The organism is Bacteroides sp. NSJ-48 (assembly GCF_014287405.1).
Lineage (GTDB): Bacteria > Bacteroidota > Bacteroidia > Bacteroidales > Bacteroidaceae > Bacteroides > Bacteroides stercoris.
On record NZ_JACOOD010000032.1, the window covers coordinates 1 to 17,476 of the forward strand.

Below are 17,476 nucleotides of genomic sequence, written 5' to 3' on the forward strand. Positions count from 1 at the left end.
TTTGGCTGCTAAACCTTATTTGCGGGGGAATACCTAAAGATACAAAAAAGCCAACTAATTCGCAATACTTTGTGTATGAATTAGTTGGCTAATTTTATACTATTTAATGAATGTCCCTATTTAATGAATGTCCCTATATTAGCCTACCAATTGGCTTATTCTTTGTTTCCAACGGCTTACAAATATACTTAATGGAAAATCCTGTTTTCAATTTGAAGTGTGCATCATGTTTCGCAATATCAAGTCCACAGTAGGATAAAAATCTATAAAAATTCTCTGCAATCCAATGAAATTTCAGAAGGTCACTTTTATAAAGTTTCGCTTTAAAAAGGTCACCTGAAGGTCACCAGTAAAAGAAAAAGCACCTACAGAAACTCTGTAAGTGCTTGATTTTCTTCGTGGACCAGCCTGGGCTTGAACCAGGGACCTCCAGATTATGAGTCTGTTGCTCTAACCAACTGAGCTACAAGTCCGGTGTATCCTTATATCGGATAGCGGGGACAAAAGTAGTATTTTCTCTTGAAATATGCAAGCGTTTCAGATAAAAATGCGAATGCTTTTTGTTTAGAATTTATATGTTCGTTTAGGATTCTTGGGAAACCACCCTTTTTTTACCCGCTCTTCTTGTTCAAATACTTCTTTGATGGTCCAAAATGAGGAGAAGGCGAATACGCCTAGCAGCGAGGCTACCAAAATATTATCGGTACACAGTGAAGCAATGGTACCGCCGATTCCCAACAATAGGAAAATCCACCAGCATTTAGTTCCCCAATAATATTCGGCTTTTACTACTATGGGGTGGAAGATGCCTATGATAAGGAAAGTACAGATACCGATTACAAGTCCTGACAGGTGATATTCGTTTAAGAAATCCATATTTATATAAAGTGATAAGGTGATGAAATCATGGGGTTATGTCAAAACAAATAATAAGTGTTTTTTGTTTCGGCACAACCCCATTGTTTTATTTATCTTACTTTTCCGGGCAAATAGGAATTTCTTTCTTGATGCTTTGTTCCAGTGAAATTAATGTTTCTGTTGCAGTGACGCCGGGGATTTCCTGCATCTTGTTATTCAGCAAGTCCATTAGGTGTTCGTTGTCACGCGCATACACTTTGGTCAGCATGGTGTACGGACCGGTGGTAAAATGACATTCCACGATTTCGGGAATCTTTTGCATCTCGGTAACAACAGCCTTGTACATGGAGCCTTTTTCCAGTTTGATTCCTACATAAGTACAAGTCCTGTAGCCCAAAGACTTAGGGTTTACATGGTAGCCGGATCCGACAATAACGCCCAAATCAATCAAGCGCTGTACGCGTTGGTGAATGGCGGCACGTGATACACCACATTCAGCAGCTACATCCTTAAAAGGAATACGGGCATTTTGGGAAATGATTTCCAGAATCTGCCGGTCAAGATTGTCTATTTTTTCCATAATAGTAAATAAGTAAAGTTCTTGTTCTTATCAAATAGTAAGCAAATATAGGACTTTATTTTAATTTATCTATAGAATGGAGCGAAAAAAAGAATAAAAGTGATAATACGATAAAGTGATAGGGTAATAAGGTGATAAAGTGATAATGGATGGCAAGGTGATAAAGTGGTAGGGGGATAATGGAATAGGGCGGTGAAGTATCGTCGCTTCACCGCCCTATCGCTTTTATGGCATGATCGTTTTATTTTTCGATACCTACCAGTTCCACTTCAAAAATCAGAGTAGAGAACGGTTTGATTGGACCGCCGGTTTCTCTTGCGCCGTAAGCCAGTTCTTGCGGGATGTAAAGTTCCCACTTAGAACCTACAGGCATCATAGTGAGGGCTTCTGTCCAGCCTTTGATAACTTGGTTGGCACGGAACGTAGCAGGTTCTTTACGCTTGTAAGAGCTGTCGAATTCGGTTCCGTCAATCAGCGTACCTTTGTAGTTTACTTTTACTTTGCTGCTATCAGCGGGGATTTCACCGGTTCCTTTGGTGATAATTTTATATTGCAGACCGCTCGGAGTGGTTACAACACCTTCTTTGGTCTTGTTTTCAGTAAGGAATTTTTCACCGGCAGCTTTGTTGTCGGCGTATTTCTTTTCCATGGCTTTAGCCTTTACTGCATCCATCTGGGTCTGCATGAAAGTCTGAGCTTCTTCTTTGGTCATGATGCCTTTGCCTACAACTCCGGCAACGAAACCTGCCAACAGGTTTTCACGGCTGATGGTTTGTGTAGAGTCTCCACCGAAAATCTGTTGGTTGAAGCTTTCTACCCATTGCTTGCTTACCATCTGTCCGATTTGCAGACCTGCCATGTAAGCAACGTCTTTCTTGTCGATTTTGCTTGCACCTTCGTTGAAACCTTTCAGGAAGTCTGTCATTTGAGTAGAATCGATACCCTGCTGTGCGAGATATTGATCCAGGCCTTCGGTACGTGCCATACCGATGGCGTAAGATAATGAGTCAACGTCTGTTTTGAGGTTCGCTTTCGGGCTTTGTGCAGTACAGGATGCCAAACCGGCAGCTGCTGCAAGAGCCATGATAAATGTTACTTTTTTCATTTTGCTTTTAAAATTATTTGTTTAATACTTTAAGTAGTTCCACTTCAAAAATGAGTGTACTGTGCGGTGGAATCATCTCACCTGCTCCCTGGGCGCCGTAAGCCAGCTCGCTGGGGATGTAGAGTTTCCATTTGGCGCCTTCGGGCATCAGTTGCAGGGCTTCCACCCAACCCGGGATTACCTGGCTGACGCCGAATGTGGCAGGCTGGCCGCGCTTGATGGAGCTGTCGAACAGTGTTCCGTCAATCAGCGTACCTTCGTAGTGGCATTGTACCTGGTCGGTAGCTTTGGCATAAGTGCCTGTGTTGCCTTCGTTGATAACTTCGTACTGGAGCCCGCTGGGCAGCGTAACCACTCCCGGGCGTTTTTTGTTTTCTTCAAGGAACTTCTTGCCGGCCTCGATATTGGCGGCATTCATTTTCTGTTCCAGTTCTTCGAAGTACTTATTTACTATTTCGCGGGCTTCCGTATGGCTGATAGCCGTCTGGTTGCCTTCCAAGACATCTTTGATTGCTTGTGCAAAGTCATCTACTGCGATGCCTTTAGCACCCATACTTAAAAGATTCTGACCTATTCCAAGGCCGATAGCATAACTGAATTTATCCATAAAATGTTTTTGTTGGCGGCTGAAATCATTTCTTTTCCAGCCTATTGCAAATTAATGAATGGCAAAAATACGTCTTTTATTTGAATGATTTTGTTTTTTTCAGATTAAAAAATCTTAGTAAGTGAAAATAACTTCCCTCTTTTGGGGTATTATTCATACATTTGTATGACTATATGAACTTTAAGGAGATATAAAGATGAAGAACTTGGTTGTTTTGTCCGGTGCAGGTATGAGCGCCGAGAGTGGTATCAGTACTTTTCGCGATGCGGGCGGACTGTGGGATAAATATCCGGTGGAACAGGTGGCGACTCCCGAAGGCTATGCCCGTAATCCGGAGTTGGTTATCAACTTTTATAACGAGCGTCGCAAGCAATTGCTGGATGTAAAGCCGAATGCCGGACACATCGGGCTTGCAGAGTTGGAAAAGGACTTCAATGTAACGGTCGTTACGCAGAATGTTGATAATCTGCACGAGCGTGCCGGGAGCAAACGCGTGATTCATCTGCATGGCGAGCTGACAAAGGTCTGTTCCAGCCGCGACCCTTATAATCCGCACTACATAAAGGAACTGAAACCGGATGAGTACGAAGTGAAGTTGGGAGATAAAGCCGGCGACGGTACTCAGCTTCGTCCGTTTATCGTTTGGTTCGGCGAGTCGGTTCCTGAGATTGAAACGGCTGTGGATTATGTGGAGAAAGCGGATATATTCGTCATTATCGGTACTTCGATGAATGTATATCCGGCTGCCGGATTGCTCAACTATGTGCCTCGCGATGCCGAAGTGTACCTGATAGACCCTAAGCCGGTGGATGTACATTCCATGCGGCAGATACATGTAATTCAAAAAGGAGCATCGGAAGGCGTGCAGGAGTTGCGCTCGTTGCTTAAACCTTAGGCGTGCCGTTCACAGTCTATGTATGTGCCACTTTAATGGCACGCTTATGCCTATATACTGGCACAAGATTGCCAATGAAGTGGCACATACAATTTTCAAGCTGTACGGATTATTTTTTCAGTACCGCCCTCAGTACGAACCAGGCATGATAGGCTGCCGTACTTATCAGACCGTAATATTGCGCCATAATGCGGAAACGTTCTTTAAGCGAGGCTTTCCTGTTCCGGGTAGTCATTCCCTCGTCCAGATAGTCTATTATCGTAAGGCGGGTATTGTGCAGCGTGTGCGCCTTTTTCATGATGCGGATGCACCAGTCAAAGTCGGCAGAGAAGCGGTACTTCAGGTTATATGGCTCTACTAAAGTGCGTTTGGCAAAGAAGGCCTGGTGGCAGACGAGCATGCCTTGTCTGAAGCTTTTCCACGTCAGCATCTTCGGGGCGGAAAGGCGGCGCATGCGTACGAAATGCCCTTCTTTGTCTACCAGAGCCGTTTCGCCGTACATCACATCGGGCAGCTCGCTTCCCGGCAACGTATGCACCATTTGCTGCAACGTATCGTCTTCGTGAAAGCTGTCGCCTGCATTGAGGAAGCACAGATAATCGCCCGTAGCCAGCCGGATGCCTTTGTTCATGGCATCGTACAGGCCTTTATCGGGTTCGCTTGTTACCTTTGCGATGTGATCCTTGTAACGGTCTATGATGGAGAGTGTCTTATCCTTCGACGCTCCGTCCACAATGATATACTCTACGTGGCGGTAGGTTTGCGAGATAACGCTCTGGATGGTATCTTCCAATACCGTCTCGGCATTGTAGGTCACGGTAATGACGCTGAACTTGGGGGTGGGATGGTTATGCATTTCTTCCGGTGACTTTATTGTACAGGTCGATATATTTCTTGGCGATAGCGCTTTCCGAATAGTGGGTGACGGCTTTCCGGTAGGCCTGCTCGGCGAGGCTGGGATAATCCGGGTCGGTCAGTGTCCAGTAGATGCCGTTGGCAAAATCCTCGGAAGACTTGTATTGCGCCACGTATCCGTTGTGCAGGTGGTCTATCATTTCGGGAATGCCGCCCACGTTGAAGCCGACGCAGGGAATGCCGCATGCCATGGCTTCCATAATCATGTTGGGCAGGTTCTCTTCCAGCGAAGGGGTGACGAAGAGGTCTACCGCATTGTATATGTTTACCAACTGGTGCTCGTTGCTTACAAAGTCCAGCGGGTAGACCTTGAAAGGCAGCAGGTTGGCCAGTTGCTGCGACTCTTTGCCGAAAACGACGACACCGAGCTCCGTTTTCAGTTCGGGGTGTTTTTCCGCCAGCAGTTCACACGATTTTACCAGATAGTCTATACCTTTCCGTTTGTCCGTTATCTTTACCGAGCCGAACAGTACGAGTCTGGCGTCCTGCGGCAGTTGGCATCTGCTGCGTGCTTCTTGCTTGTTATGCGGCTTAAACAGGTTGGTATTGATAGGGTTGGGGATGCAGGTAATCGTGTGTCCGGCGAGCAGGGCGCTTTTCTTGGCCAGTCCTTCCAGCCAGTGGCTGCATGTTACGAAATTGATGTGCCGTCCCTGATACAACTCCTGCTTCTTGCGGAAGGTCCGGTAGGAGAGGTCTTTTCTGCTGCCGTTGCCGTGGATGAAAGGACAGTTGCCACACTCCTGCTGATAGCGGGTGCACTCGCGGGCATGGTGGCAGATGCCGGTACACGGCCACATGTCGTGCATGGTCCATACCACAGGTTTGCCCGATGCAAGGATTTTCTCGATATTCTTCAAAGATAACATTCCCTGGTTTATCCAGTGGAGATGAATGACATCCGCCTGCTGGAACTCCGGAAGAGAAGTAATGTCCGTACCTGTATTGGCGATGTCCACGGCAAAGATATTCTCCTTTTTGAAGCGGTTGGCTTTCCATATGACGATACGCTCCCAGACGAATTTCCATATCATGCGCCAGTTGTAGTTTAATGAAACCACGGTGATTTGGTCGGTCTGCTTGTCGCGTACCAGAAGTTTGGCCTTGATGCCGTTGTTCTTGAGCGACTCCATCAGTCTGCTGGCCGCTACGGCTGCCCCGCCGATGCGTTCGGATGTATTGATTAATAGTACTCTCATTTTTGCGGAATGTTTGGACAAAAGTACTGCTTTTGCCGCTTTCTGCTCTATAAATCTTTTATTTTTTTAGTCTGTAACCGCTAAACTCCCTATCTTTGCCGAGGTTAAAAGCTCGTAATGCCGGGAGCAGTGGAGATGTTGCGCTGAGCAACGGATTGAACGTCGTGGAAAACGAGTTTTTTGCCGGAAGAAACCTATGGTTCATCGGTAGAAAATAAATGTGAATATGGGAGATAAAGGAATGAAAAAGCTGGAGCAACTGTGGCAGACTTTCCTGAGTGTGGTGAAGATTCTGTTACAATCCAAATGGCGTACGCACCTGCCGTCGTCGTTCAGTAATCCGGAAGAGCTGTTGATACTTGCCAACGGCCCTTCATTGAACCGTACGGTTCGGGAAGCTCCGGACTTTGTACAAGGCAAGACGTTGCTGGCGGTGAATTTCTGCGTCACTTCTCCCATGTTTGAGCAGCTCCGCCCGGAGATATATCTGATAGCCGACCCTCTGTTTTGGATTGTTCCCGAGAAGCGGGTGCAATTGTTCCGGACACTTGCCGAAAAAACCGCTTGGCCGATGAACCTGTTTATTCCCGCCCGTGCTTTGAAGAATAAGGAGTGGCAGCCTATGCTGGCGGGCAACCGGAATATCCGCCTCTGTATTTATAACACTACTCCGATTGAAGGTTTTCAAGGCTTCTGCAATTGGATTTTCGGGAAAGGGTGGGGAGTGCCGCGTCCGCACAATGTACTGATACCCTCTATCGCCATAGGCTTGCGTTTGCCTTTCAAGAAGATATATCTGGCTGGAGCCGACCACTCCTGGTTGCCGGAAATCACAGTGACGGACGACAACGTGGTACTGATGCACCAAAAACATTTCTATGACCAGAATAAGTCGCAGGCGGCAACGGTGACGCAGGAGAATCTGCATAGCGCACGGCTTTATACAATACTTTACCACATGTATGTGGCCTTTAAGTCCTACTTCGTGCTCGAAGCCTATGCGCGCCGGTTGGGCAAGGAAGTGATCAACGTTACGCCGGGCAGTTATATAGACGCTTTTAAACGAATGAAAGTATGAAAGACGGAATCATCATTCAGGCACGTACCGGTTCTACCCGGTTGCATAATAAGATACTGCTCCCTTTTTATGGCGGGCAGCGCATTATCGACATTTTAATCGGAAATATCAAGCAGGCCTGCGCCGGTAAGACGATTGTGCTTGCCACTACCGACCGTCCGCAGGATGATATACTGGCAGAGGTTGCCCGCGAAGCAGGTATCTGTTGCTATCGGGGAGATGAGGACAATGTGCTCGACCGCTTTATCCGGGCTGCCGCAACATTCAACCTTGACCGCTTTATCCGTGTCTGTTCGGACAATCCTTTCCTGCGTCCCGACAGCTTCCGGGCTTTCTTCGAGGAGCACGATGCCCGCCCGGCAGATTATATCGCTTACGGCTTTGCAGACGGCCGTCCCACTATCAAATCTCATTTGGGCTTGTTTGCCGAGCTGACGACTGCCGATGCCCTGCGCCGTGCAGCCGCCGCTACACAGGAAAAACTGTACATAGAGCACGTTACGATTTATCTCTATACACATCCCGAAGCGTTCAGCGTTCGCCTGCTTCCGTTGCCCAATGAGCTGGAAGGGCGGTTGGACCTTCGCTTTACGCTCGATACAATGGAGGATTTCACACTGCTGCAAGAGCTTTATGCCGCTTTCTGCGAGCAGACCGACCATAGCATCCATGCACTGCTCCGGTTGGTGGAGGCACATCCGGAGTATAGGGCCAAGATGCTGGCAAATATAGCGAAAAACGAGAAGTAAGAAATAAGCTCCGGCTTTATCGCGGGGAGACTTCTTGTAAAAGGAAAAAAGATTATACTGCCGGGAAGAGGCCGGTAACAGTTGCTGGCCGAACTCCATTCAGCCACTGACTGAAAGGGGATGACTCCCTGACTCATTGTCTCCCTTTCTACAGTGTATTGTGGCAGGGAAGGAAGATAGATTTGATGATAGTAAATAAAAATAACAGTTGCCGAATGAAGAGTACATACATTATCGGAGAAATAGGACAGAACCACAACGGCTCCGTCGATATAGCCAAGTTGATTGTCGACCTGGTGTCACGTCCCGTACGCGAAGAAGTCTTTAATCTGGAACTCCGTCCTATGGACGCGGTAAAGATGACCAAGCGGGATTTGAATGAAGAGTTGACCGATTCGCAGATGAACCGTCCGTACGACTCTCCCCACTCTTTCGGACGCACCTATGGCGAGCACCGCGCTTATCTGGAACTGACGGATGAGGAGCATTTTGAAGTTTACAAGCATGCCAAGTTATTGGGCCTAGACTTCGTGGAAACACTGTGCTCAAAAGGCTGCATGTCTTTGTTGAAGCTCTTTACGCCCGACCGCCTCAAGGTGGCGAGCCGAGACCTTACCAACCTGCCGCTGCTGGAAGTGATGGCCGAAACCAGGATTCCTATCATCCTTTCCACCGGTATGGCAGGCAAGAAGGAACTGGACGATGCTCTGGAGGTTATCACCCGTTATCACAACGATATATCCATACTGCATTGCGTATCGCAGTATCCCACTCAGCCCGATAACCTGAACCTGAAAACGATAACTTATCTGAAACGGCATTACGGACAATACCATATCGGCTTTTCCGACCACACCATTGGCATTGCCGCTCCTGTGGTTGCCGTAGGAATGGGTGCGGAGATTATAGAGAAACACGTCACCATTGACCGCCGCATGAAGGGAACGGACCAGCAAGGTTCTTTGGGACCGGACGGTGTGAACCGCATGATTCGTGATATCCGCATCGCCGAGCATTGGCTGGGCAGGGAGGAACTGTATATCGACCCTGCCGTCTCTGCCGCCAAGGTGAAGCTGGAACGTTCCATTGCTACGAACAAGGCGCTGCATCCCGGCGATATTATCACGGAAGAGGATATTCACCTGCTTAGTCCGGGCGACGGCTTTAAGTGGGCGGAACGAGATAAGGTGGTAGGCCGTCGGGTACGGAAGGAGATACCGCGTAACGAGATTATTTATCCGTCATTGATTGAGGAATGAGACTGTTAGCTGTCGTTGTTCTCTATCATCCCGGCAAGGATCTGGCCGGGAATATCAACAGTTATCTGCCGCAGGTGGATAGATTGCTGTTGTGGGATAATACGCCCGGAGGCGGAAAGGAACAGTTGCCCTTGTCGGGCGTCACTCATCCGGAGCGTCTGGAATACAGAGGGTGTGGACGGAATGTAGGCATCGGCACTGCGCTGAATGATGCCGTGGCTTACGCCCGCGAGCATGGATATACGCATCTTCTGACGCTGGACCAGGACAGTTACTTCCTGCCAGAAGTTTTCCGGGATTATACGGCTGCCATCCGGAGTTACGGGGAGGAAAAGCGGGTTATTTTCTCCGTCAATTATTTTATAAAGTCTCAGCAGGCTCCGCTTTATCCCGTTGCCGACAGGGTGGATGAGGTCTCTTCCGCCATGACTTCCGGTACTGTTTATCCGGTCGGCTTGTTCGAAGAACTGGGCGTTTTTATGGAAGAGTTGTTTGTATGGGGCATCGACTGCGAGTACTGCTGGCGTGCAGCGCGTAAAGGAGTACGGACGGTTTGTTTCAAAAATATCCTGTTGCAGCACGATTTAGGGTATCAGAAGAAGAAACACCGCTTGTTGGGTAAGGAAGTTTTTCCGAACGAGTATCCGCCGGCACGTACTTATTACAATGTGCGCAATGGCATGGTGCTTCACAGACTCTATCCTGAGAGCCTGAACCTGAAAGCCCATTTACGCTATCATCTATATAAACGGATTGTCTTTGTGCTGTTGTATGAAAAGCAGAAGATAGCCAAATGGAAGGCTCTGTGGGACGGTTATCGTGACGGAAAACGCGGTAAATTGGGCGAGCGTAGGCAATAGATATTCTTACATTCTTAATCTTAAAAGAAATAACAGGTATGTTACCGAAATTAGTTATTACCGATATTGACGGTGTATGGACCGACGGCGGAATGTATTATACTGCCGAAGGGGACGTTATGAAACGCTTTTCCGTGAAAGATGGCTGGGGAGTGATTTTTTTGCGCGAGCTGGGCATACCCGTCGCCATTATGACCGGCGAGAATACGCAAATCGTGCAAAAGCGGGCCGACAAGTTGAAAATCGACTATTGTTATTTAGGGGTCAAGGATAAAGTGGCGCAGGCTGAGGAGTTATGCCGCGAATTGGGTATTTCGTTGGGCGAGGTTGCCTTTATCGGTGACGACCTGAATGATTTGCCGCTACTGCGTCTGGTGGGTTACAGCGCCTCTCCCAGCAATACGCCCGAATATGTGAAGCGGGAGGTAAAGTATGTAACGGCTGCACATGGCGGTTATGGAGCTTTTCGCGAGTTTGTGGAGAAGCTGCTGAGCGATAACGGCGTGCTGGAAAAGACGGTTGGGAAATTCCTGTAATGTCCTCTTTGCGTGTGGATGGGTCGTTTTCGCCGGACGTGTCAGATATGCGGTAACGGTATTACTCTGGAAACGGCGGCTCTTCCCCGTTTCATCATGCCTTTGACAAATCCTGCCAGCCTTTGTGTGGCTGATTGCGGGCGGGGCAATTCCATACGTTTCACATCTTCCATAGTCCACTGCGGTTGGTATTGCAGAAGCCGTTTTTCCGTATTCTCTATTTGCTCTTGCTGTCCTTTGCCGGTGTAATGGCGGATGAGGTTCAGGCATATCTGCGCATGGGATTGCCGGAGATTGTCGTATACGTCACTCCTCCTTTCTTTAAAATAATCCATTAGCAACTCCCGGACAACGAGTGCAATGTCCAGTTTCCGATCTGTTCCGGCTTCACTCCAGATTGCTTTTCCGTGTTGGCGGTAGACAGCCATCGGACGCTTTATATAATGTATCTTCCCGAATTGTGCATTCAGCAAATGTATGGCATAGTCGTAGGTGCTGACACGGGCAAACCATTCGGGCAGTTCGCCAAACAAGCCCCGGCGGAACAAGGCGGATACGTTGGAGATGTAATTGCTGCGTGCAAGGTCTGATATGTCTGTATCCTGCTTCTGCCCGCCATTGCTGAGGCTTTTGGTTCCACGGTCTTCGTAGTAGTTGATAACCCGGTGAAAACAGGTGGAGTAGTCGGGATGCGTATCCAGAAAATCTGCCTGGATTTGCAGTTTCCGTTTGTCTGTCCAGAAGTCATCGCCCTCGCAGATGGCGATATATTGTCCCCGGCATCGGGCGTAGGTTTGTATGAAGTTCTGTTGCAGTCCCAGATTTTTCTTCCGGTTGAATAGGACGATTTGTTCCGGATATTTCCTTTGCCAGTCCTCGCAAATCGTTCCCGTACAGTCCGTACTGGCATCGTTCCCTATGACCAGTTCAAAGGGGAAGTTTGTCTCTTGCAGCATTACGCTGCGGATGGCCTCGTTGATGTAACGTTCCTGATTGTAGGTGAGCATCAGGACGCTGACTTTAAGTCCGGTATTATTGTTCATGTCCTTTTTTCTTTCGTATTAATTCCAGCGAGTCTTTCAGTATCTTCGAACTGGTGATATAGGCCGTACCTATATAAATGACCGTGCCGGCTGCCGCTTGTGTGACGAGCAGTAGCAACTGGTTCTCTATCCATCCGCCAATGGGCAGTAGTAATAAGGTCATCAGAATGCTGAGTCCGGCATATGGCAGTAAATCCATAAGTTGCATGGAAAAGCGGTATCCCGTGTAATGGGCGGTGTAAATCATATTGATAATGTATACCAGCAGGCGGGTGACTACAAGACCTGCTACCATCGTCAGCACATCTTCCCGATAGGTAAGCAGCACTACTGCCACGGTGAAGGCTATCTTGTAATATTCTATTTTGAGTATGCCGTCCGAACGTCCGCTTACTTTAATGAAATTATTGTTGATGGCAGTCAGTATGGTGAAGCAACCGCCAAGGCAGAGCAGTTGGAAGAAAGGAATGGAAGGCCACCATTCCTCTTTCAGCAGCAAACGGATAACGGGACCTGCCGTAACGAACAGACCTGCCATGATGGGGAGTGTGATGAATGCCGTAAAACGGATGGTCTTGCGATAAGCCCTTATCAGCCTTTCCCGTTCGTTCTGGATGGTACTGAATATGGGGAAGGTGGCATTCTGTATACTTCCGTAAATCAGGCTGACACCCATATCGCACATTTTGTTTCCTTGCGTATAATATCCCAGTTGTTTTTGCGGAAACAGTTTGCCGATGATAACAGAATAGATATTCAGGAAGCAGGTATTGATGAGGCTTGCCAATAACAGGCTTGAAGCGAATCCGAACAGTGACCGTATGACCGCGAAGCGGAAAGTCCGTTGCGGACGCCAGTTCTCGCGGCTCCATAGCAGGGTGGCGCGCGCTCCTGCCAGTATTACCGGTTGCAGGGCCAATGTCCATACTCCACAGCCGGTCAGTGCCATGGCAAGCGAGGCTATGCCCGAAACCGTCATGGAGTATAGGTTTATTTGCGTCAACGGCTTGAAACGGATTTGCTTGTTCAGTATGGTGCTTTGTATGATAGTGAGCGCATTGATGGGAAGTGCCAGAAAAATGACAGCCGACAGTTCCACCAGCCTGGGCTGGTTAAAGAAGCGGGCTATCAGCGGGGAACAGCCCATCAGCACTCCATACAGCAGGATACTCATTCCCAGATTGAACCAGAAGACGGAACTGAACTCTTCTGCAGTCGTCTCTTTCTTCTGAATGAGTGCGGCACTGAATCCGCTATCTTGTATGATATTGGCTATGGCGCTGAAAATGGCAAGCATCCCTACCAGCGCATAGTCTTCAACGGAGAGTATATTGGCTACGAGGATACCGACAATAAACAACAGAACTTGCTGGCCCATACGGTCCAGCAAGTTCCAGAGCAATGCTCCTATTGTTTTTTGTTTCAGTGAAGACTCGCTCATAAGGTTTATTTCACTTCACTGCCGGGCTTTACTTCACGCAACAGTGAGGTTACTGCCAGTGAGCCGTCATAGTTTTCGGCAGAAAGTATCATGCCTTCGCTCACCAGTCCGTTCTTGAATTGGCGGGGAGCCAGGTTGGCGATGAACAGTACCTGCTTGCCTACCAGCTCTTCCGGTTGGTAGTGCTGGGCGATGCCGCTGACGATAGTACGGTTTTCCAGTCCGTCGGCTATCTTGAACTTCAACAGCTTCTTCATCTTGGGTACGGCTTCGCATTCCAATACGGTTCCTACGCGGATATCCAGTTTCTCGAAGTCCTCGAATGAGATAACGGGCTTGACAGGATTGGCTTTGTAGCCGGCTGCCTCGTTTGCTTTCTTGGTGGCGAGCAGTTTGTCTACCTGTGCCTGAATAACATCATCCTCAATCTTCTCGAACAGCAGTTCGGGAGTTGCCAGTTGGTGTCCGGCGGGGAGCAGGTCTGTATGACCGAGCTCTGCCCAGTCGAAGCTGTCCATGTTCAGCATCTTGCGGAGCTTTTCGCTGCTGAACGGCAGGAACGGCTCGAAAGCGATGGCAAGGTTGGCAACCAGTTGCAGGGAGATATTCAGGATGGTGGCTACACGCGGCATGTCTGTTTTGGCAAGCTTCCAGGGTTCGGTATCTGCCAGATATTTATTACCGATACGTGCCAGATTCATGGCTTCCTTCTGCGCATCGCGGAATTTGAATACGTCGAGCAGCTTCTCCACTTCTTCTTTTACATCGGCAAACTCTTTCAGTGTTTCGCGGTCGTAGTCGTTCAGTTCGCCGGCAGCGGGCACTACACCGTCGAAGTATTTCTTGGTGAGTTGCAGGGCACGGTTTACGAAGTTGCCGTATACCGCTACCAGCTCGTTGTTGTTACGTGCCTGGAAGTCTTTCCAAGTGAAGTCGTTGTCTTTTGTTTCCGGAGCGTTGGCAGTGAGCACATAGCGCAGCACGTCCTGCTTGCCGGGGAAGTCTTCCAGATACTCGTGCAACCATACGGCCCAGTTGCGTGAAGTGGAAATCTTGTCTCCTTCCAGATTCAGGAACTCGTTGCTGGGCACGTTGTCGGGCAGGATATAACTGCCTTCCGCCTTCAGCATGGCGGGGAATACGATGCAGTGGAATACGATGTTGTCTTTTCCGATGAAGTGAACCAGACGTGTTTCAGGGTCTTTCCACCATTTCTCCCAAGAGTCGGGCAGCAGTTCTTTGGTATTGCTGATATAACCGATGGGAGCATCGAACCATACATAAAGCACCTTACCTTCGGCGCCTTCTACCGGAACGGGAATACCCCAGTCCAGGTCGCGGCTCACGGCACGCGGCTGCAAGCCCATGTCGAGCCAGCTCTTGCATTGGCCGTACACGTTGGGGCGCCATTCTTTATGGTCTTCCAATATCCACTGGCGCAACCATGCTTCATGTTTGTCGAGGGGCAGATACCAGTGCTTGGTTTCGCGCATTACGGGCTGGCTGCCGCTGATGGCGCTTTTCGGATTAATCAGGTCGGTAGGGCTGAGGCTTGTACCGCATTTCTCACATTGGTCGCCGTAAGCGCCCTCTGCGTGGCAATGCGGGCATTCACCGGTGATGTAGCGGTCGGCAAGGAAAGTCTTGGCTTCCTCGTCGTAGTATTGCATGCTGGTCTTTTCGATGAATTCTCCCTTATCGTACAGTTTGCGGAAGAATTCGGAAGCTGTATCGTGATGCGTTTTTGAAGTAGTACGGCTGTATACGTCAAACGAAATGCCGAATTCCTCAAAAGACTTCTTGATAAGCGTATGATAGCGGTCTACTACATCTTGCGGTGTAATCCCTTCTTTTTTGGCACGGATGGTGATGGGCACTCCGTGTTCGTCGGAGCCGCCGATAAAGACCACGTCTTCTTTTTTCAGTCTCAGGTAGCGGACGTAGATGTCGGCAGGTACATACACCCCTGCCAAGTGTCCGATATGAACGGGACCGTTGGCATAGGGCAACGCCGATGTCACGGTGGTACGCTTGAATTTCTTTTCCATTGTATCTATGTATCTCTTTTGTTATGAACGCTTTTAAGCAGTGCAAAGATAACGGTTTTCTCTTAAACCTACAAAAAGAGCCCTATATACTTCGTGTCCGGAATATTTCGTCTTTGGAAGAACAAGGATACGGTAATATTAAAAGGTTATCTTCTTGTCATTATGTATATAAATTGTATATTTGTGCGATTGTCGTACTTTACTAATATGAACAGACTATGATAACAAACCAATTGCTGCGTCCTGCCAGTATTGTGGTGGTGGGAGCTTCCAACAATGTACATAAACCCGGTGGAGCTATTTTGAGAAATCTGATTAATGGCGGTTATACCGGAGAACTGCGTGCCGTCAATCCGAAAGAAACAGAAGTACAGGGAGTTACAGCGTATGCTGATGTAAAGGATATTCCGGATACGGACTTGGCAATACTTGCCATACCGGCATCTCTTTGTCCGGATGCGGTAGAATTACTTGCTGCGGAAAAGCAGGTACGTGCGTTCATCATTCTCTCTGCGGGTTTTGGAGAGGAAACGCATGAAGGGGCGTTGTTGGAAGACCGTATTCTGGAAACAGTGAATAAGTACGGCGCTTCATTAATAGGTCCCAACTGTATCGGGCTGATGAATACGTGGCATCATAGCGTGTTCAGCCAGCCTATTCCCAATTTGAACCCGCAGGGTGTTGATTTGATTTCCAGTTCCGGGGCCACTGCGGTGTTTATTCTGGAAAGTGCGGTAACTAAAGGTTTGCAGTTCAATTCCGTATGGTCTGTAGGCAATGCCAAACAGATTGGAGTGGAAGATGTGCTGCAATATATGGACGAGCATTTCGATGCTGAAAACGATTCCAGGATAAAACTGCTTTATATAGAAAGTATAGGCGACCCTGACAGATTGCTGTTCCATGCTTCTTCGCTGATAAGAAAAGGATGTAAGATTGCGGCTATCAAGTCGGGAAGTAGCGAGAGTGGCAGCCGTGCGGCATCCTCGCATACGGGAGCTATCGCCAGTTCCGATTCGGCGGTGGAGGCTTTGTTCCGTAAAGCGGGTATCGTACGTTGTTACTCCCGTGAGGAGTTGACTACGGTAGGATGTATCTTCACTTTGCCGGAGCTGAAAGGGAAGAATTTTGCCATTATCACCCATGCCGGCGGACCGGGGGTGATGCTGACCGATGCCTTGAGCAAGGGCGGACTGAATGTGCCGAAGCTGGAAGGTGAGCTTGCCGAAGAGCTGAAAAGCAAGCTTTTTCCGGGAGCTGCTGTTGGTAATCCGATAGATATTTTAGCTACGGGTACGCCTGAGCATCTGCGTCTTTGTTTGGAATATTGCGAAGAGAAGTTTGATAATGTGGATGCGGTAATGGCTATTTTCGGTACACCGGGACTGGTCACCATGTTCGAAATGTACGATGTGCTGCATGAGAAGATGCAGACTTGCAGGAAACCGATATTCCCCATCCTTCCGTCCATTAATACGGCAGGAGCCGAAGTGGCCGCTTTCCTTGCCAAAGGTCACGTGAACTTTGCCGATGAAGTGACGTTGGGTACGGCATTGTCGCGCATTATGAATGCCTCGAAACCGGCGAATAATGAAATAGAGCTGTTTGGCGTGGATGTTCCGCGCATCCGCCGCATCATTGATTCCATCCCCGAAAACGGTTATATAGAACCGCATTACGTGCAGGCTTTGCTGCATTCTGCCGGTATCCCTGTAGTGGAGGAGTTTGTGTCTGCAAACAAGGAAGAGGTGCTTGCATTTGCCCGTCGTGCCGGATTCCCGGTAGTGGCAAAGGTGGTGGGGCCTGTGCACAAATCCGATGTAGGCGGTGTGGTACTGAATATAAAGAGTGAACAGCATCTGGCGTTGGAGTTTGAACGGATGATGCAGATTCCGGAAGTAACGGGTATCATGGTGCAGCCTATGTTGAAAGGAACTGAATTGTTTATTGGAGCCAAGTATGAGGAGAAATTCGGGCATGTAGTGCTTTGCGGCTTGGGCGGTATCTTTGTGGAGGTGTTGAAAGACGTATCTTCCGGTCTGGCTCCTTTGTCTTATGAGGAGGCTTATTCGATGATTCATTCGTTGCGCGCCTATAAGATAATAAAAGGCACGCGCGGGCAGAAAGGGGTGAATGAGGACAGGTTTGCCGAAATTATTGTCCGCTTGTCCACTTTGCTGCGCTTTGCTACGGAAATTAAGGAAATGGATATCAATCCGTTGCTGGCCACGGAAAAGTACGTAATAGCAGTGGACGCCCGTATCAGAATAGAAAAGAACTGATTATACGTTAAAAATTGGGCT

Annotated in this window: 16 protein-coding genes and 1 tRNA gene; 7 read left to right on the forward strand and 10 right to left on the reverse strand. The window is 48.5% G+C overall.

Annotation, left to right across the window (positions count from 1 at the left end; genetic code table 11):
- Nucleotides 1-399: 399 nt before the first annotated feature.
- The 5 genes from H8S52_RS13910 to H8S52_RS13930 form a co-directional block, all read right to left on the reverse strand.
- A tRNA-Ile gene (locus H8S52_RS13910) sits at nt 400-473 on the reverse strand.
- Between the two features lie 91 nt (nt 474-564).
- Complete coding sequence (locus tag H8S52_RS13915) at nt 565-876, reverse strand: DUF4491 family protein (protein ID WP_117954172.1); 312 nt, start codon at nt 874-876, stop codon at nt 565-567.
- A gap of 97 nt (nt 877-973) precedes the next feature.
- Complete coding sequence (locus H8S52_RS13920) at nt 974-1,438, reverse strand: Lrp/AsnC family transcriptional regulator (protein WP_005655574.1); 465 nt, start codon at nt 1,436-1,438, stop codon at nt 974-976.
- Between the two features lie 241 nt (nt 1,439-1,679).
- Nucleotides 1,680-2,543: an FKBP-type peptidyl-prolyl cis-trans isomerase gene (locus tag H8S52_RS13925; RefSeq protein ID WP_186910038.1), complete on the reverse strand. Its 864-nt coding sequence runs from the start codon at nt 2,541-2,543 to the stop codon at nt 1,680-1,682.
- A 13-nt stretch (nt 2,544-2,556) separates the two neighbouring features.
- Complete coding sequence (locus tag H8S52_RS13930; RefSeq protein ID WP_005655571.1) at nt 2,557-3,150, reverse strand: FKBP-type peptidyl-prolyl cis-trans isomerase; 594 nt, start codon at nt 3,148-3,150, stop codon at nt 2,557-2,559.
- Nucleotides 3,151-3,346: 196 nt separating this feature from the next.
- Here H8S52_RS13930 and H8S52_RS13935 point away from each other — a divergent pair, with 196 nt between their 5' ends.
- Nucleotides 3,347-4,045 carry an NAD-dependent deacylase gene (locus H8S52_RS13935; RefSeq protein ID WP_005655568.1) on the forward strand — a complete coding sequence of 233 codons (699 nt, stop codon included), beginning with the start codon at nt 3,347-3,349 and terminating at the stop codon, nt 4,043-4,045.
- A 109-nt stretch (nt 4,046-4,154) separates the two neighbouring features.
- On the opposite strand, the gene H8S52_RS13940 is transcribed toward H8S52_RS13935, so the two are convergent.
- Nucleotides 4,155-4,901 carry a glycosyltransferase family 2 protein gene (locus tag H8S52_RS13940; RefSeq protein ID WP_186910039.1) on the reverse strand — a complete coding sequence of 249 codons (747 nt, stop codon included), beginning with the start codon at nt 4,899-4,901 and terminating at the stop codon, nt 4,155-4,157.
- On the reverse strand, nt 4,894-6,159 hold the full coding sequence (locus H8S52_RS13945) for a glycosyltransferase family 4 protein (protein WP_186910040.1): 1,266 nt from the start codon (nt 6,157-6,159) through the stop codon (nt 4,894-4,896). The genes H8S52_RS13940 and H8S52_RS13945 overlap by 8 nt, the downstream gene beginning before the upstream one ends.
- 226 nt (nt 6,160-6,385) lie before the next feature.
- On the opposite strand from H8S52_RS13945, the gene H8S52_RS13950 reads away from it, so the two are divergent.
- The 5 genes from H8S52_RS13950 to H8S52_RS13970 all read left to right on the forward strand — a co-directional run bounded on the left by H8S52_RS13950 (nt 6,386) and on the right by H8S52_RS13970 (nt 10,641).
- Nucleotides 6,386-7,237 (forward strand): hypothetical protein, encoded by an 852-nt coding sequence (locus H8S52_RS13950; RefSeq protein WP_186910041.1) that lies wholly within the window; start codon nt 6,386-6,388, stop codon nt 7,235-7,237.
- Nucleotides 7,234-7,986 (forward strand): cytidylyltransferase domain-containing protein, encoded by a 753-nt coding sequence (locus H8S52_RS13955; protein WP_186910042.1) that lies wholly within the window; start codon nt 7,234-7,236, stop codon nt 7,984-7,986. The genes H8S52_RS13950 and H8S52_RS13955 overlap by 4 nt, the downstream gene beginning before the upstream one ends.
- Nucleotides 7,987-8,201: 215 nt before the next feature.
- Entirely contained in the window at nt 8,202-9,245 is a 1,044-nt protein-coding gene (locus H8S52_RS13960; protein WP_186910043.1) for an N-acetylneuraminate synthase family protein, read from the forward strand.
- On the forward strand, nt 9,242-10,105 hold the full coding sequence (locus tag H8S52_RS13965; protein ID WP_186910044.1) for a glycosyl transferase family 2: 864 nt from the start codon (nt 9,242-9,244) through the stop codon (nt 10,103-10,105). The genes H8S52_RS13960 and H8S52_RS13965 overlap by 4 nt, the downstream gene beginning before the upstream one ends.
- A 38-nt stretch (nt 10,106-10,143) precedes the next feature.
- The gene (locus H8S52_RS13970) at nt 10,144-10,641 is read left to right on the forward strand and encodes an HAD family hydrolase (protein WP_186910045.1); all 498 of its coding nucleotides are present in this window, start codon (nt 10,144-10,146) and stop codon (nt 10,639-10,641) included.
- A 41-nt stretch (nt 10,642-10,682) separates the two neighbouring features.
- On the opposite strand, the gene H8S52_RS13975 is transcribed toward H8S52_RS13970, so the two are convergent.
- From H8S52_RS13975 to metG, 3 genes are read right to left on the reverse strand one after another with little or no spacing between them, the layout of a single operon-like run.
- A complete protein-coding gene (locus H8S52_RS13975) occupies nt 10,683-11,684 on the reverse strand; it encodes a glycosyltransferase (protein WP_186910046.1) in 1,002 nt (333 codons plus the stop codon).
- Nucleotides 11,674-13,125 carry a lipopolysaccharide biosynthesis protein gene (locus H8S52_RS13980; RefSeq protein ID WP_186910047.1) on the reverse strand — a complete coding sequence of 484 codons (1,452 nt, stop codon included), beginning with the start codon at nt 13,123-13,125 and terminating at the stop codon, nt 11,674-11,676. Before H8S52_RS13980 ends, H8S52_RS13975 begins: the two co-directional genes overlap by 11 nt.
- A gap of 5 nt (nt 13,126-13,130) precedes the next feature.
- The gene (metG, locus tag H8S52_RS13985; RefSeq protein WP_005655552.1) at nt 13,131-15,173 is read right to left on the reverse strand and encodes a methionine--tRNA ligase; all 2,043 of its coding nucleotides are present in this window, start codon (nt 15,171-15,173) and stop codon (nt 13,131-13,133) included.
- A 218-nt stretch (nt 15,174-15,391) separates the two neighbouring features.
- Between metG and H8S52_RS13990 the strand changes: the two genes are divergently transcribed.
- Nucleotides 15,392-17,455 (forward strand): acetate--CoA ligase family protein, encoded by a 2,064-nt coding sequence (locus H8S52_RS13990; protein ID WP_118086887.1) that lies wholly within the window; start codon nt 15,392-15,394, stop codon nt 17,453-17,455.
- Nucleotides 17,456-17,476 lie beyond the last annotated feature (21 nt).

Bases quoted from the DNA above. Each gene is read 5' to 3' on its own strand.
- H8S52_RS13915 (WP_117954172.1), bottom strand. From the start codon at position 876: ATGGATTTCTTAAACGAATATCACCTGTCAGGACTTGTAATCGGTATC.
- H8S52_RS13920 (WP_005655574.1), bottom strand. From the start codon at position 1,438: ATGGAAAAAATAGACAATCTTGACCGGCAGATTCTGGAAATCATTTCC.
- H8S52_RS13925 (WP_186910038.1), bottom strand. From the start codon at position 2,543: ATGAAAAAAGTAACATTTATCATGGCTCTTGCAGCAGCTGCCGGTTTG.
- H8S52_RS13930 (WP_005655571.1), bottom strand. From the start codon at position 3,150: ATGGATAAATTCAGTTATGCTATCGGCCTTGGAATAGGTCAGAATCTT.
- H8S52_RS13935 (WP_005655568.1), top strand. From the start codon at position 3,347: ATGAAGAACTTGGTTGTTTTGTCCGGTGCAGGTATGAGCGCCGAGAGT.
- H8S52_RS13940 (WP_186910039.1), bottom strand. From the start codon at position 4,901: ATGCATAACCATCCCACCCCCAAGTTCAGCGTCATTACCGTGACCTAC.
- H8S52_RS13945 (WP_186910040.1), bottom strand. From the start codon at position 6,159: ATGAGAGTACTATTAATCAATACATCCGAACGCATCGGCGGGGCAGCC.
- H8S52_RS13950 (WP_186910041.1), top strand. From the start codon at position 6,386: ATGGGAGATAAAGGAATGAAAAAGCTGGAGCAACTGTGGCAGACTTTC.
- H8S52_RS13955 (WP_186910042.1), top strand. From the start codon at position 7,234: ATGAAAGACGGAATCATCATTCAGGCACGTACCGGTTCTACCCGGTTG.
- H8S52_RS13960 (WP_186910043.1), top strand. From the start codon at position 8,202: ATGAAGAGTACATACATTATCGGAGAAATAGGACAGAACCACAACGGC.
- H8S52_RS13965 (WP_186910044.1), top strand. From the start codon at position 9,242: ATGAGACTGTTAGCTGTCGTTGTTCTCTATCATCCCGGCAAGGATCTG.
- H8S52_RS13970 (WP_186910045.1), top strand. From the start codon at position 10,144: ATGTTACCGAAATTAGTTATTACCGATATTGACGGTGTATGGACCGAC.
- H8S52_RS13975 (WP_186910046.1), bottom strand. From the start codon at position 11,684: ATGAACAATAATACCGGACTTAAAGTCAGCGTCCTGATGCTCACCTAC.
- H8S52_RS13980 (WP_186910047.1), bottom strand. From the start codon at position 13,125: ATGAGCGAGTCTTCACTGAAACAAAAAACAATAGGAGCATTGCTCTGG.
- metG (WP_005655552.1), bottom strand. From the start codon at position 15,173: ATGGAAAAGAAATTCAAGCGTACCACCGTGACATCGGCGTTGCCCTAT.
- H8S52_RS13990 (WP_118086887.1), top strand. From the start codon at position 15,392: ATGATAACAAACCAATTGCTGCGTCCTGCCAGTATTGTGGTGGTGGGA.